Here is a 14,222-nt window from a genome sequence, read left to right as displayed (position 1 = left end):
TCGCTTCAAGCACGGACAGGCGCCGATCACCAAGATGCCCATCAAGGAAATGAGCGAACCTGCTTGTGCCCATCCGGACAGCCACCAGCAGAGCAATGAACGGCTATCGGTTTCATTTCGCCTTTTTCCTTGCATTGTGACCTTGGCCAAGTTTGAACAGGGATGTGGTCTGCGCAAACACCTCGCGGAGGATAGTGGTGCGATGATACCGGACGATCTCATGGGAGATATCTGGCCCAAGGCGCAGCCCGGCCCCGACGATGCCGATTACGGCTCGACACGTTTTTCGCCCTTGGGACGGTTTCCGGTCAGATCGTTCCAATCTTTCACCTTGGTGTACACGGTAGGCGAATTTGGCCTCGACGATACCGGCGCTATCAAGATCGTGGGCCGTTGGACAAGTGACGGCGGCGGCGTCCAGTTCACTGATCCCGGCGCGATGAACTACGTCACGGCTACGGCATCCAATGGCGTTGACCTCTATCTGCACGCCGAGCCATTCCCCCATCAGCGCCCTTGGTACAATGGCATTCGAGTTACCGTGAAGCGCGGATACATGAGCCCCGGGGACACGATCACCGTCATTCTGGGGGATCGCAGTCTGGGATCTCCCGGTTTCCAACTTCAGACGTTCTGCGAAGCGGCCTTTGAGTTTCGCGTGCTTGCCGATGTCTGTGCAACGGGTGTGTTTCTTCCTGTATCCTCGCATGCAATCGAAATCGGACCGGGACCTGTAACGAAATGGGTGCTCACCGCGCCGACCTTGCGTCACGCGGGCGACAGCTTCAGCCTGGGGATTCGCGGCGAGGATGCGTGGGGCAATGCGTCCGACCAAACACCTTCGCACCTGCAGGTAACAGGTGCCGGGATCACGGGCCTTCCGCAATCCGTTGCGTTAGAACCGGGCGCACGGGCGGCCCGCGTCGATGGTTTGCGGGCAGAGGCAGAAGGAACGTATCGCCTCACATTGCAGGATGTTGAAGGCGCGGTTTTGGCCGTATCCAATCCCCTCGTCGTCCGCTCATCCGGCCCCAGATCTTTTTGGGGGGACCTGCATGGGCAAAGTGGCGAAACCGTCGGAATAAATCCCATGCGGGACTACCTGCAATTCGCACGCGACGTTGCATTCCTTGATGTCACATCCCACCAGGCGAACGACTTCCAACTCACGAACGCCTTCTGGCAACAGATCAACGAGTTGACTGCAGAGTTCAATCAGAACGGCTCGTTTGTCGTCTTTCCCGGCTATGAATGGTCCGGCAATACGCCGGTCGGCGGCGATCATAACGTGTTCTTTGCGAGTGAAGGTCGGCAGATCCGGCGCTCGTCTCACGCGTTGCTTGAGGATCGATCGGACATAGACACCGATGCAAACACGCTTCCCGAGCTTTTCGCCGCGCTTAAGGACGAGGATTGCGTTCTCTTTGCCCATGTAGGCGGCCGTCCTGCGGATATTTCGCGCGCAGAAGACGCCCGGTTGCGCACTGCGGTCGAAGTTCATTCGGATTGGGGAACGTTCGAATGGATTATGACTGACGCGTTTGAGCTTGGATACCGTGTCGGCCTTGTCTGCAACAGCGATGGCCACAAGGGCGCACCGGGGGCCTGCTATCCAGGCGCGTCGGAGTTCGGCGCCTATAGCGGCCTGACCTGCTTTCTCGCCGATAACCTGACCCGCGAAGACGTCTTTGGCTCTTTGCGCCGGCGGCACCATTACGGAACGACCGGGTGCCGCCTGCATCTCGAAGTTACGGCACATCTCGGCAAGTGCGGCGGCGTGTTCGCCATCGATCCGAGGCTTGAAATGAACGAACCCGTGCCATCGGAAACCGCGCAGATGGGAGACATCGTTCGAACGACTGGCGATCATCTCGATCTTTCGGTTCTGGTCGAAGCGCCCTCACCGATCGAACGCGTCGATATCCTGAACGGCGCTGCAATAGTCCGGACGCTGCGTCCCCATGACGCCGAACCGGACGGAAGACTGCGGGTAGTGTGGCAAGGGGCCGAGTACCGGGGTCGCGGAAGAACGACGCGCTGGCGCGGAAAAATCAGCTTCGATCAAGCCCGCATTCGAGAGATGGCCAAGATCAACTCGTGGAATCTGGAGCGTGAATTCGAAATCGTCAGCGAGCGAAGCATCGCCTTTGACGCGGTGACAACAGGAAACTTTGGCGGCTGCGACATATGGCTGGACCGCGATGAAGGCACTGTATCCATCAAAACGGATCTCGTCTCATCAAGCCTTGAACTCTCGCGGATCACCGGCGACGACACGATCATCGAAGCGGGTGGCCTCGACCGTAAGTTGCGCCTCTTCCGACTACCCAGAATAATGGATCGCCGTAACTTACAAGAGGACCTTACCCTTCAGTTGAATCCAGGCCGGGACAATCCGATTTGGGTCCGGGTCGTGACCGAGGACGGCTTCGTCGCATGGTCCAGCCCGATTTATGTTACTCGCTAATTCTCACTTCGCGCCGATGTTTTACTCAGGTTTCGTTGGGCCTTTTTGACTCAGCGGTTTTACCGGATCTGTGACCGGGAGATGAGTTCATCGACACGCCGAAGGTAGAGAATGCCCCGGTCGGGCCCCACTGCTCCAAGCAGCGCAAACCAACCCGGGACTTGGTGCCTGCATGGTGTTTCTGCGTCTCTGCCATATGCCGAAAGCCCCTTGGAGCATCCGATCCAGAGCGTATCGTAGGTTCTCGGCCGCACGAAATGGAGTCTTTAGGTTGGACGCAAGCCCGGGCGCTGTGCGAAGCTTTTCCACAAGAACAACTAAAATAGCGAACTACGGGAGGAGACATGACAGATACAAATGCAAAAAAGATGCTCGATCCAGATCCCCGAGTGTGGGACTTCGAGACAGAATACGAAATAGGACAAGACAACATCCGACCGTTGGGGTTGGACATTCACAATCCTGTCTTTGTGATCTCGGGCATCCTGATCCTTGGCTTCGTCATTGTAGCGTTGGCCAATCAAGAAGCGGCGGCAAGCTTTTTCGGGTGGTTGCGCCCATGGTTGACCAGCACCTTCGACTGGTTCCTTGTATTGTCGGTCAACGCCATAACGCTGTTTTGCCTCGCACTCATCGTTTTGCCCGTTGGGAAGGTCCGCATAGGCGGCAAAGATGCGACTCCTGACTACTCTTATGCGGGTTGGATCGCGATGATGTTCGCAGCGGGCATCGGTATCGGCCTGCTATTTTTCGGAGTCCTCGAACCGGTCTACTACAACTTTGCCGAAGACGGAGGCGCGCGGCCTCTCAATATGGACATCGCGCAACCCGGAAACGAGTACATCGGCATCGTCGGGACCATACATCACTGGGGCCTCGAGGGTTGGGCAGTCTACGCGGCTGTAGGCCTCTCGCTTGCCATCTTTGCCTACAATCTCAACCTGCCGCTTACACTGCGTTCCGCCTTCTTTCCCTTGCTGGGCGAACGAGTCTGGGGGTTCTGGGGGCATGTCATCGATACACTGGCGGTTTTTGCCACGCTTTTCGGCTTGACCACGTCGCTTGGCCTGGGCGCGCAACAGGTTGCTGCCGGCCTGAACGAAGTGTTCGGCATTGCGCCCTCCCCTACCCTGACTGTCGCCATCATTGTCGGTATCACGATCATCGCACTCGGCTCGGTTCTTCTGGGAATGGACGCAGGCGTGAAAAGACTGTCCGAGATCAACATGATCATGGCAGTCGGACTTTTCCTGTTCGTGATAATCATGACAGGCGCCGCAACGGCCATTGCGCGGTACTTCTCGGTGATGGTCGACTACGTTAAACTGCTGCCGGCGCTCTCAAATCCGTTTGGACGCGAAGACACCAGTTTCTTCCATGGCTGGACAACGTTTTACTGGGCTTGGTGGATCGCATGGTCGCCCTTTGTCGGCATGTTCATTGCGCGCATCTCCCGGGGCAGAACGGTACGGGAATTCGTGCTCTGCGCCTTGATCGCGCCCACAGCTGTCTGTGCTCTGTGGATGTCCACCTTCGGCGGCGCGGCGATCGACATGCTCAACGCCGGCGGCGCGGAAGGCGTGAAGGCGACGGTGATCGACAGCTACGCCCCTGAAGGTGCCCTGTTCGGTTTCCTGAAGGAGCTTCCACTATACTCCATCATAGCGCCGATCTCACTTGTCCTGATCGTGATCTTCTTCGTGACTTCGTCCGACTCTGGATCGCTCGTGATCGACACGATCACGGCTGGTGGCAAACTGGATGCCCCTGTTGTCCAGCGGGTATGGTGGTGCACGTTGGAAGGGCTGGTGGCAATCGCCCTGCTTTTGGGAGGCGGCCTGAACGCCCTTCAGGGGGCGGCAGTATCCATGGGGATCCCGTTTACCCTCGTGATCCTGATAATGTGCTACTGCCTCTGGCTGGCGCTGAGATCCGAGTATCGAAAGATCTAAGCCCTTCGTCGGCTCCAATCCCGCCCAGTGGAGTGTTGGAGCCGACATTGTTTCCTGCTTGGCGAAACTGCAAACCAGCATCATTGCCAGCCAACCATCAGGATTCGATCACCCCCCTTGCAGGTTGGTGAATACCGGCAATGCTGTAGGTCAGTGCTTAGAACCGACAAGGTACTGCATCTGTTGCAGCCGCGGCCATTTCCAAGAATTTGCTATCCGCGCACGACAAACACCGAACACTTGGCATGCGTCACGACGTGGCTGGCCGTGGTTCCCAGAAGATAGTCCTGGATTCTGGGATTGGCCGACTCCATCACGATCACGTCCGCACCGCGCTCTTCTGCCAGTTTGACGATCTGGCGATGTACGGCGCCTGTCCGAACACAGGTTTCAACGTCCAAGCCGTCAGGTCGATAGGTCGCGACGAATGCGTCCAGTTTCTGTGTCCAATAGCCCACGGAGTCGCGAATATTCAGGTTGCGCTCCATCTCTGGCGCAACGGTTGCCACGAGGAGTTTTGCGTCACGACGTTTCGCCATTGAGACGGCTTCGTTGTACGCGCTGCGGTCAAGCTTGGCGTGACGAAGATTGACCGGGCAAAGGATCAGTTCTGTGTCGTTGGGCATCCCTGGCCACCTTTCGATACGGAACAACAGTCTATGTCGGTTTTGCCTTCCTCGCCACTGCAATGGCGCGAGGAGGGCTCCCCACAGGCTATGGCATCCGATGCGATCGGCTGTCGTGATTTTTTCCGCTCAAATCCAAATACCGGGTTGACCCAAAGTCAATCTGGCAACAGTGTCCAACAATAGGACACTAATTGAGCCATCTTGGGGAGTGATGGCGGCGGTATCTGGTAGCTGCCAAGCACCGGAGGAGGAGGTTGCCGCGTCTGCCCGCGAAAACTGGCCGGTCCTATGGTGTTTCAGGGAGGAAACCATGAAGACGATCAAATCCAGAATTGGTGGCGCGCTGACTGCCATGACATTGGCGGCAGGATTTTCCGGCGCTGCATCGGCACAGGATGACACCTTCAAGATCGGCGTGATCACTTTCCTGTCCGGTCAGGCGGCGGAAAGCTTTGGGGTGCCTGCATGGAATGGCGGCAAGCTGCTGGTCGACATGCTGAACGAAGGTGGCAAACTGCCTGCGCCCTACGATCAGAAGGGCTTTGGCGGTATGAACATCGAAGTCGTCGTCGTTGATGAGGCAGGCGGTGCCACCAAACAAGTCCAGGAGTTCCGAAATCTGGTACAGCGCGAAGAAGTCGATGCGGTCGTTGGCTACGTGTCTTCGGGCGACTGCCTCGCCATCCCCCCTGTCGCGGATGAACTCAAGGCTTTCACCATCCTTTATGACTGCGGCACGCCGCGCGTATTCGAGGATGGAAGCTATGAATATGTCTTTCGCACCGCGGCTCATGCCACGATGGATAATGTCAGCCTAGCGCGTTACCTGAAGTCGCGAAATTTCGACGTTCCGAGTTTTGCCGGCCTCAATCAGGATTACGCCTGGGGCCAGGACAGCTGGGCCGATTTCACAGCTTCGATGAAGCAACTCTACCCTGATGCCGAGGTCAAGACAGCACTCTTCCCGAAATTCGGCGCGGGCCAGTACGGCACTGAAATCTCAGCGCTGCTACGCGAGAAGCCGGCGCTGGTGCATTCCTCGAACTGGGGTGGCGATCTTCAGGGTTTCTTGATCCAGTCGACAGCCCGTGGCCTGCACGAACGTGCGCAGCTTGCATTGGCGGCTGGCGACCACGTGATCCCGCAGCTTCAGGACAAGATGCCTGACGGCATCTTCCTCGGCGCCCGCGGCGTCAACGGGCTCGCAGCTTACGCGCGCGGCGGCGAGTTGCAGGAACTGACCGATACCATGTGGCAAGCCTACGAGGCGGAATACGATACCTTCCCGGTTCAGGCGCCCTTCCGCATGTGGCAGGCGCTTTTCGGCCTGAAGACAGCGATAGAAAAGGCAATGGCCGAGAACGGCGGAACGAAACCGACGAGCGAGGAATTGGCGGCAGCCATGAAAGGCCTGTCATGGGACGCGCCATCTGGGCGGATCGAAATGGCCCTTGCCGATGGACATCAGGCAATTCAGCCGAACGCCATCGGTACCACCAAGTGGAATGCAGAGACTGGCAAGATGGAGTTGGTGGATGTTGAATATTACGACGCCCGCTGCGTGAACCCGCCAGACGGCATGAAGTCGCAGGAGTGGATCGCGCAGGGTTTCCCCGGCGCACAGTGCGACTGATCGCTTGCAACTGAAAAAGCCCGCCGCAGTACGGCGGCGGGCTAAATTCCCGTCACGAAAACTCAGAGGCACCTGATCCATGGATCTTGCGGCAACCATCCTTGTCGATGGACTGATTTACGCCGGGTGGCTGTTCATCGTCTCCGTCGGCCTGACGCTCGTCTTTGGCGTGCTCAACATCTTGAACATTGCGCATGGCAGCCTTTACGCGATCGGTGCATATGCCTCGGCGTCTCTCGTCGGAGTTTATTTTGCCTCGGGCGGTGAGGTTTTTCCCTTCGGCAGCTATGCCGCGCTGATCCTCGCTGCGCTCCTTGTAGCGTTGGTGCTGGGTCCTTTGTTGGAACGGGGCCTTTTGCGATTCTTCTACGGCCGAGACGAGGTTTTGAACGTCCTGGTAACCTATGCCGTTTTCCTCATTCTCGAAGACGTCATGAAACTGATCTGGGGCGTGAACCCCTATTTCGTCTACGAGCCCTACACGCTATTGGGCGATGTCGAGATCGGTCCACTCTTCTACGTGGGCTATGACTTCGCCGTCATCGCCGCCGCAATCATCGTAGGCCTCGCGGTTTGGCTGACACTCAATCATACGCAGATTGGCAAGATCGTACTGGCGGTGATCCACGACTCCGAGATGAGCCAGACCATGGGCGTCAATGTCCAGCGGATCTATCTCGGGGCTTTCACGGCGGGTGCATTTCTTGCGGCACTGGGCGGAGCACTGACCGCTCCCATGATTTCGGTCACGCCCGGGTTGGGCGTTAACGTGATCATCGTGGCCTTTGCCGTGGTCATCATCGGGGGTTTGGGCTCTGTGCCCGGAGCAGCCATCGGGGCGCTGTTGGTGGGCGTCAGCCGGGCGGCTTCTGTTCATCTTCTGCCGGAGGCCGAGCTTTTCATTATCTACTTCGTGATGGCCATCGTCCTGCTGTTTCGACCCGAGGGTCTGTTTGCAAAAACCCAGGCGAGGAAGATCTGATGCCAACGAAACTGCTTGCCAGTTCACTCATCGCACTTGCCATCCTAGCTGCAGGGGCAGTCGTGCTACCCGACTGGGCGATGTTCTTATGCGCAATGGCGTTGGCCAAAGGACTGGTGTGCCTGGGCATCGTGGGCATGATGAGGGGCGGCGTCGTTTCCTTTGGACAAGGCCTGTACTACTGCCTCGGAGCCTACACAGCCACACTGGTCGCCAATCAGTTCGGCATATCGGACATCTTTTTGCTGACACTGCTGAGCGCTTTGGTTTGCCTTTTGGTGGGTATGGCCTTTGGACCTCTGCTATCCAACTATCGCGGCATATTCTTTGCGATGCTGTCCCTGGCTCTGTCGATGGTTCTCTATGGCTCACTATCCAAGATGAGTTTCATCGGCGGGACAGACGGTCTGAACATTGCCGCCCCGACATTCCTGGGTTGGGCACCAGAGGGGCGTCCATTGCAGACGGCACTTTACCTTTACGTCGTTGTGATTGTCGTCATCGCCGGAACCCTGATGCGCGTTTACTTCGACAGCGAGCGTGGGTTGCTGACGCTTGCCACGCGCGACAACGAACTGAGGATCGAATACCTCGGGGCTTCGGTGCGCAACATCATGACCTACAACTACGTCTTTGGTGCGGTTCTCGGAGGGATAGGCGGAACGATCGCGGCGCTGGCGCTTGGCCACGTAGATCCGGAATTCGCCTTCTGGACGACGTCGGGCGAGTTCGTTTTCGTTGCCATTCTGGCCGGATATCTATCTGTGCCAGCGGTCTTTGTCGCGGCTATCATCCTCGAACTCGTACGGTCGTTTTCGAATCTCTACTTCCCGAACACCTGGCAATTGGCTCTCGGGATCTTCCTGCTCGTGGTGATCATCGTCCTGCCCAACGGCCTGGGATCGCTTGTCGGACGACGGAAAGGTCGTGAGGCATGAGCAGGGGTTCTCTCGAAGTTCGCGACGTCCAGAAAACCTTTGGGGCGGTCACAGCCGCCAAAGATATCTCCGTCACCGTTCCAGAGGGCGCAGTGTATTCGCTGATCGGCACCAACGGCGCAGGTAAAACTACCTTCGTCAACATGGTGACGGGCTATATCAGGCCGGACGCGGGCCAGATCAATTTCGGTGGTCGAAGCATCATCGGCATGTCCCCGCGAGAGATAACGCGTCTGGGTATTCACCGCTCCTTCCAGATCGCACAGCTTTGCAACGAGCTTACGGTCGAAGAAAACATTCTGGTCGCTGACGCGATCCACGCCGAGAAGGGGCCATCATTCCTACGAAAGGCCCACGATCGCAAAGCCCGCGACCGGGCAATGGAAACGCTGGAACGATTCAACATCGCAGAACACCGAAACCGGCTGATCCCGGAGCTGTCAGGTGGGGTCAAGAAGCTGCTCGACATTGCAATGGCGATGGCTGGAGACACTCAGATCATGCTGTTGGACGAGCCCACCTCGGGCGTGGCTGCGGACGAGAAATTCCCGATCATGGATCTCGTGATGGAAGCCCTACGCTCGACCGGTGTGACCGTCATCTTTGTCGAGCACGACATGGATATCGTGACCCGCTATTCGGAACGGGTTCTGGCCTTTTATGACGGCAGAGTTATCGCAGACGATGCACCGGACGAAGTGCTGTCGGACCCCGAAGTGCAACGTTACGTGACAGGGGCGCCCGGATGACACTCAAACTCGAAAATGTCGAAGTCAAAATTCAAGCCGCGCCGATCTTGCGCGGAGTGAGCCTTGAAGTCGGGACAGGCGAGCGTATGGGTCTCGTCGGTCGCAACGGTGCTGGAAAGACCACAGTATTGCGCACCATAACAGGGCTGGCGACTCTTTCCGCTGGCAAGGTTCTTTGGAACGGCGAAGATATCTCGAACATGCCGCCGCGCCAGCGGGCGCTGCTGGGCTTCGGTTACATGCCGGAGGACCGCCGCCTCGTTCCCGATCTCACGGTCGAAGAAAACATGCTGCTGCCGGCCTGGGTCAACAAGGACATCGACGCGGCGACGGGCCTCGGCTTCGTTTATGATCTGATGCCCGAACTGACCGAGATGGCCTCGCGCAAGGCGCTACTGTTGTCCGGAGGGCAACAGAAGATGGTAGCGCTTGGACGGGCCTTGATCGCCGGGCAAAAGCTTCTGCTGCTTGATGAGCCCTTCGAGGGAGTGGCGCCTGCTTTGGCCAAGCGTATCTCCGAGGTCATCGCATCATTGAAGGAAGAAGGGCTGTCCGTGCTGATTGCGCAGTCAGAGTTGAGCCATTCGCTTGACCTGCTGCAACGCGAGTCCGTGATCGAGCGAGGCGAAATTATCAAGGTCAACGTGATCGATCATGCATTGGCCGGAGCCACATGAAGATTTCCATCCTTGCTCGGACCATGACCACGACACATCGCTCGGATCGGCCCGGAAAGAAGTAGATTGCCCATGCCATTCAAAGCGACCCCCCTGCGCGTAAAACATGCCTACGAGCAGGTATCGAGCGAGATTGAGGCCCAGATCATCGACGGCTCACTGAAACCGGGTGACCGGTTGCCCGGTGAAATCAAGATGGCCAACATGTTCAATGTCAACCGGTCGACCGTCCGGGAAGGTATTCGTCGCCTCGAAAGTGAAGGTTTCGTGCGACGGATATCGCCGCGCAAGATGATCGTGAGTATTCCGCGCATGGAAGAGTTGTCTTCCCGCCAAAGCCGGGCGCTCAGCATGTTGGACGTTACCTTCGATGAACTTTGGAACGTCGCTATCGCGACCGAACCGCTGGCTGCCGAGTTGGCGGCGCGCCACGCCGATGCAGACGATATAGCCGATCTGGACCGGATCCACACGCAGCTCATGGCGGCCGAAGGCAATGGAACGGAGACGGTGGAAATCGACACCGAGTTTCACTCCAGCGTAGCGGCCGCCAGCAAGAACCGCGTTCTGCAGATGGCGCGCGAGCCGATCGGCTTCCTGCTTTACAGCGGTACCGAAGCGCTGATCCCTGAACTCCCGCAAGCAATGGCGCGGCAGTTGGTTGCGCATCATCACGTGATCGAGGCGATCCGCGCGCGTGATGGCGCAACCGCACGCGATTGGATGGCGCGGCATATCGCTGATTTCAAACGGGGGTATGTCCAGGCCGGCCTACCCCTCGACAAGCCCATCGCCGCCGCTGCGACACGGCTGATGAACAAAAGGAAGACGCAGAAATGACAGACCAAGTAAATGCGCAGAAGTGGAAATTGAATCATGACCGATGAGCCGTCGTTGCGGCGCGAGTTGCACTATGGCGACCGGGTGGTCGCCTGCTATGCCGAGAGGCCGCGCAGTCTGCACGGTCTACTTGAGGAGGCCGTCGCGAAGCACCCTGATAACGAGGCGCTGATTTGCGGTGATGTTCGCCTGACATATGCCCAATTCGACGCCGAGGTCGGGCGCGTTGCAGCAGGGCTGAGCGCGCAGGGCGTACAAAAGGGTGACAGGCTGGCAATGCTGCTTGGGAATGGCATTCCATTCGTCGTGCTACTTTACGCCGCTGCACGGATTGGCGCAATCACTGTCCCCCTGAGCGTAAGGGACCAGATGCCCGGTATCAGGCACGCTTTGGTGGCGTCCGAGGCGGTTGCACTGGTGGTCGACGCTGAGTTTGCTCACCTTGTGCCCCCGTCAGGCGAAACGCCCGCTCGGAAACGAAGCATCTCGGTCGGTGAAGCCGAAGGGTTTTCCGACTACGAGGAATTGCGTCAGTCATCCCCGCTGACGGTTCCGAAGCAGGTCAACGAGGATGAAGTCGCCACGATCCTCTTCACTTCCGGTACGACTGGTGTTCCCAAGGGCGCAACGCTGACCGGTTTGGGTATCGTTCATTCAGCCACCAATTTCGTTGTCACGATGGGCCTTGGGTCCAAGGACAGGACGATTGTCGTCGTCCCGATGAACCATGTCACGGGTCTGGTGGCGGGGATACATACACTTGTCCGCGCCGGTGGCACCATCGTGATAATGCGGGAATTCAAGGCTGCCAGATTCCTCGAATGCGCCGCACGCGAACGAATGACCTGCTCGCTCATGGTACCCGCGATGTACAATCTCTGCCTGCATCAGACCGAACTGAGTGACTATGACCTCTCAGAATGGCGTGTGGGAGGGTATGGCGGAGCATCGATGCCTGCTGCAACCATCGAGAAGCTGGCCGAAGCCCTGCCCGGACTTGGGCTGATGAATGCCTATGGGGCAACTGAATTGACATCGCCAGCCACGGTTATGCCTGCGGAGCATACTGCCGCGCGCCGACTGTCCGTGGGGCGCCCCGTGCCTGGGGCCGAGATCTGCATCATGGACGAGACCGGCCGCGAATTGCCGGCCGGCGAGATCGGAGAGCTTTGGATCAGGGGGGCGATGGTGGTACCCGGATACTGGCGCAACCCCGAGGCCGATGCCCGTGAATTCGCTGCCGGTTTCTGGAAGTCCGGCGATATCGGAACGATCGACGAGGATGGGTTCGTCTACGTTCATGATCGAAGGAAAGACATGGTGAACCGGGGTGGCCACAAGATTTTCAGCGCACAGGTCGAAAGTGTGCTGGCCGCGTGCCCCGGGGTGATCGAGGCTGCTGTTGTCGCCAAGCCCTGCCAAATCTTGGGCGAACGTGTCCATGCCGTTTTGTCGGTGACGCCCAACGCGGTGGACGAGGCGGACTTGACCGCGACCTGCGCAGCGGAACTTGCCGACTATCAATGCCCTGAAAGCTATACCTTTCTCGAGACACCCCTGCCCCGCAATGCAAACGGCAAGATCATGAAACGCCAGATCAGGCAGGACCTCGGCTTCATCGACCGGTGAGAACGAACCCCGCCGAAATACGACGTACACAACTAACCCGCCGGACAGATAATCCGGCACAGAAGAACTGGACCAACCCGAATGAGTAAACTGCTTCAACGCGATGGAATATCTGACCGGGCGCTTGCAATCGCCGACAGGGTCGAAGCTTTCGTCAGAAAAGAAGTAATTCCCTTCGAGCGCGACAGCCGCCTTGGCGGTCATGGCCCGTCCGAGGATCTGTCGATGGAGTTGAAAGAACTTGCGCGTAAAGCCGGAGTGATGACGCCCCATATTCTCGACGATGGCGGGCACCTGACACAGCGAGAAACAGCAGCGGTTCTTATCCGGTCGGGGCTTTCGCCGCTGGGGCCGCTTGCGTGCCACACATGCGCACCGGACGAGGGCAACATGTTCCTGTTGGGTAAGGTCGCCTCGCCCGAATTGAAGGAACGTTACTTGTCCCGAATGGTCGACGGCGGCATGCGCACCGCTTTCTTTATGACTGAACCCGCGGAAGACGGGGGCGCAGGATCCGATCCTTCAATGATGCTCACAACCTGCAAACTGGATGGCAATCATTGGGTGATCAACGGGCGCAAGACCTATATCACCGGCGCAGATGGGGCTGGCATGGGTATCATCATGGCCAAATCGGACGATGGCGCCTGCATGTTCCTCGTCGACCTGCCGGACCCGGCAATCCGGATCGAACGCGTGATGGACACCATCGACAGTTCCATGCCCGGTGGACATGCCGTCATCACCATCGACAATCTGCGCGTACCGGCGAGCCAAATGCTGGGAGACTCCGGCGAAGGTTTCAAATACGCTCAGGTCCGTCTGGCGCCCGCACGACTGAGCCATTGCATGCGCTGGCTCGGTGCCTGCGTGCGCGCTCACGAGATCGCCACGGATTATGCCAATCGGCGAATGGCTTTCGGCAAACAGTTGATCGACCACGAAGGCGTGGGCTTCATGCTGGCTGAGAACCTGATGGATCTGAAACAGGCGGAATTGATGATCTACTGGTGCGCCGACGTGCTTGACAGTGGCTCGCCCGGCGGAGCCGAAAGCTCGATGGCCAAGGTTGCCGTTTCCGAGGCATTGATGCGCGTTGCGGACCGCTGTGTGCAATGCATGGGCGGTCAAGGTGTAACGGCCGACACGATCGTCGAACAAGTCTTTCGTGAAATTCGGGCCTTCCGCATTTACGACGGCCCCACGGAAGTGCACAAGTGGAGCCTTGCCAAGAAGATCAAGCGCGAATGGAAAGCAGCGCACGGCGCGTGACTTTCTGAACCGTAACGGACCACGCCCCTGACCGCGGGGGGCGTGGTTCTGCGTTAACCGGACGAACATGCAAGGCAGGCATGTCGCCTCGGAACACTGATGCGGACGGGGCCGATCCCTGTCGATCAAAGGCTCAAACGAAGTCGATATCGGCAAATGTCACGATGCCCGGTGTGGCGTGGTCAACCTGCGCCGACCCGCCTGCCCAGCTGATCAGCGTGCCACTTGCGTTGCTCGTGATCGTGGTTCCGCCCTGCGTCACCGGCCCCGCGATCTCGATCCGGTCAAACCCGTCGCCCCAGCCGGTGATCAGATCGGTTCCGGTGTTGAACACCGTGTTGAAGACGAAAACATCTGCGCCGAGTCCCCCGGTCATGGTGTCGTTGCCGATGCCGCCATCCAGCCGATCGGCGTTGTTGCCACCGAAAAGCCGGTCGTCCCCCCACTGGCCGAA

The 14,222-nt window shown here is 58.3% G+C and carries 11 protein-coding genes and 1 pseudogene; 10 read left to right on the top strand and 2 right to left on the bottom strand.

Features of this window, described 5'->3' with window-relative positions:
* The first annotated feature begins 202 nt into the window (after nt 1-202).
* The gene (locus ACFORG_RS20520; protein ID WP_386737439.1) at nt 203-2,467 is read left to right on the top strand and encodes a DUF3604 domain-containing protein; all 2,265 of its coding nucleotides are present in this window, start codon (nt 203-205) and stop codon (nt 2,465-2,467) included.
* A gap of 344 nt (nt 2,468-2,811) precedes the next feature.
* Complete coding sequence (locus ACFORG_RS20515) at nt 2,812-4,419, top strand: BCCT family transporter (RefSeq protein ID WP_386737438.1); 1,608 nt, start codon at nt 2,812-2,814, stop codon at nt 4,417-4,419.
* Nucleotides 4,420-4,631: 212 nt separating this feature from the next.
* Here ACFORG_RS20515 and ACFORG_RS20510 read toward each other — a convergent pair whose 3' ends face one another.
* Nucleotides 4,632-5,045, bottom strand: a complete 414-nt coding sequence (locus tag ACFORG_RS20510) for a universal stress protein (RefSeq protein WP_386737437.1) — start codon at nt 5,043-5,045, stop codon at nt 4,632-4,634.
* Between the two features lie 313 nt (nt 5,046-5,358).
* Between ACFORG_RS20510 and ACFORG_RS20505 the strand changes: the two genes are divergently transcribed.
* The 8 genes from ACFORG_RS20505 to ACFORG_RS20470 all read left to right on the top strand — a co-directional run bounded on the left by ACFORG_RS20505 (nt 5,359) and on the right by ACFORG_RS20470 (nt 13,768).
* Nucleotides 5,359-6,681: an ABC transporter substrate-binding protein gene (locus ACFORG_RS20505; RefSeq protein ID WP_386737436.1), complete on the top strand. Its 1,323-nt coding sequence runs from the start codon at nt 5,359-5,361 to the stop codon at nt 6,679-6,681.
* A 79-nt stretch (nt 6,682-6,760) separates the two neighbouring features.
* Nucleotides 6,761-7,663, top strand: coding sequence for a branched-chain amino acid ABC transporter permease (locus tag ACFORG_RS20500; protein WP_386737435.1), 903 nt, complete (start codon nt 6,761-6,763; stop codon nt 7,661-7,663).
* Nucleotides 7,663-8,601 (top strand): branched-chain amino acid ABC transporter permease, encoded by a 939-nt coding sequence (locus ACFORG_RS20495; protein WP_386737434.1) that lies wholly within the window; start codon nt 7,663-7,665, stop codon nt 8,599-8,601. Before ACFORG_RS20500 ends, ACFORG_RS20495 begins: the two co-directional genes overlap by 1 nt.
* Nucleotides 8,598-9,350 (top strand): ABC transporter ATP-binding protein, encoded by a 753-nt coding sequence (locus tag ACFORG_RS20490; RefSeq protein WP_386737433.1) that lies wholly within the window; start codon nt 8,598-8,600, stop codon nt 9,348-9,350. Before ACFORG_RS20495 ends, ACFORG_RS20490 begins: the two co-directional genes overlap by 4 nt.
* Nucleotides 9,347-10,027 (top strand): ABC transporter ATP-binding protein, encoded by a 681-nt coding sequence (locus ACFORG_RS20485; protein ID WP_386737432.1) that lies wholly within the window; start codon nt 9,347-9,349, stop codon nt 10,025-10,027. The genes ACFORG_RS20490 and ACFORG_RS20485 overlap by 4 nt, the downstream gene beginning before the upstream one ends.
* Before the next feature lie 72 nt (nt 10,028-10,099).
* A complete protein-coding gene (locus tag ACFORG_RS20480; protein WP_386737431.1) occupies nt 10,100-10,867 on the top strand; it encodes a FadR/GntR family transcriptional regulator in 768 nt (255 codons plus the stop codon).
* A gap of 36 nt (nt 10,868-10,903) precedes the next feature.
* Nucleotides 10,904-12,496, top strand: coding sequence for a class I adenylate-forming enzyme family protein (locus tag ACFORG_RS20475; RefSeq protein WP_386737429.1), 1,593 nt, complete (start codon nt 10,904-10,906; stop codon nt 12,494-12,496).
* Nucleotides 12,497-12,577: 81 nt separating this feature from the next.
* Nucleotides 12,578-13,768, top strand: coding sequence for an acyl-CoA dehydrogenase family protein (locus ACFORG_RS20470; RefSeq protein WP_386737428.1), 1,191 nt, complete (start codon nt 12,578-12,580; stop codon nt 13,766-13,768).
* Nucleotides 13,769-13,901: 133 nt separating this feature from the next.
* Here ACFORG_RS20470 and ACFORG_RS20465 read toward each other — a convergent pair.
* Nucleotides 13,902-14,222 (bottom strand): annotated as a pseudogene (locus ACFORG_RS20465) (calcium-binding protein); the annotation flags it as partial.

The organism is Lutimaribacter marinistellae, from assembly GCF_042648365.1.
GTDB classification, from domain to species: domain Bacteria; phylum Pseudomonadota; class Alphaproteobacteria; order Rhodobacterales; family Rhodobacteraceae; genus Lutimaribacter_A; species Lutimaribacter_A marinistellae.
Note: the sequence above shows the minus strand (reverse complement) of the source record. Positions and strands in the feature narration are given on the sequence as shown.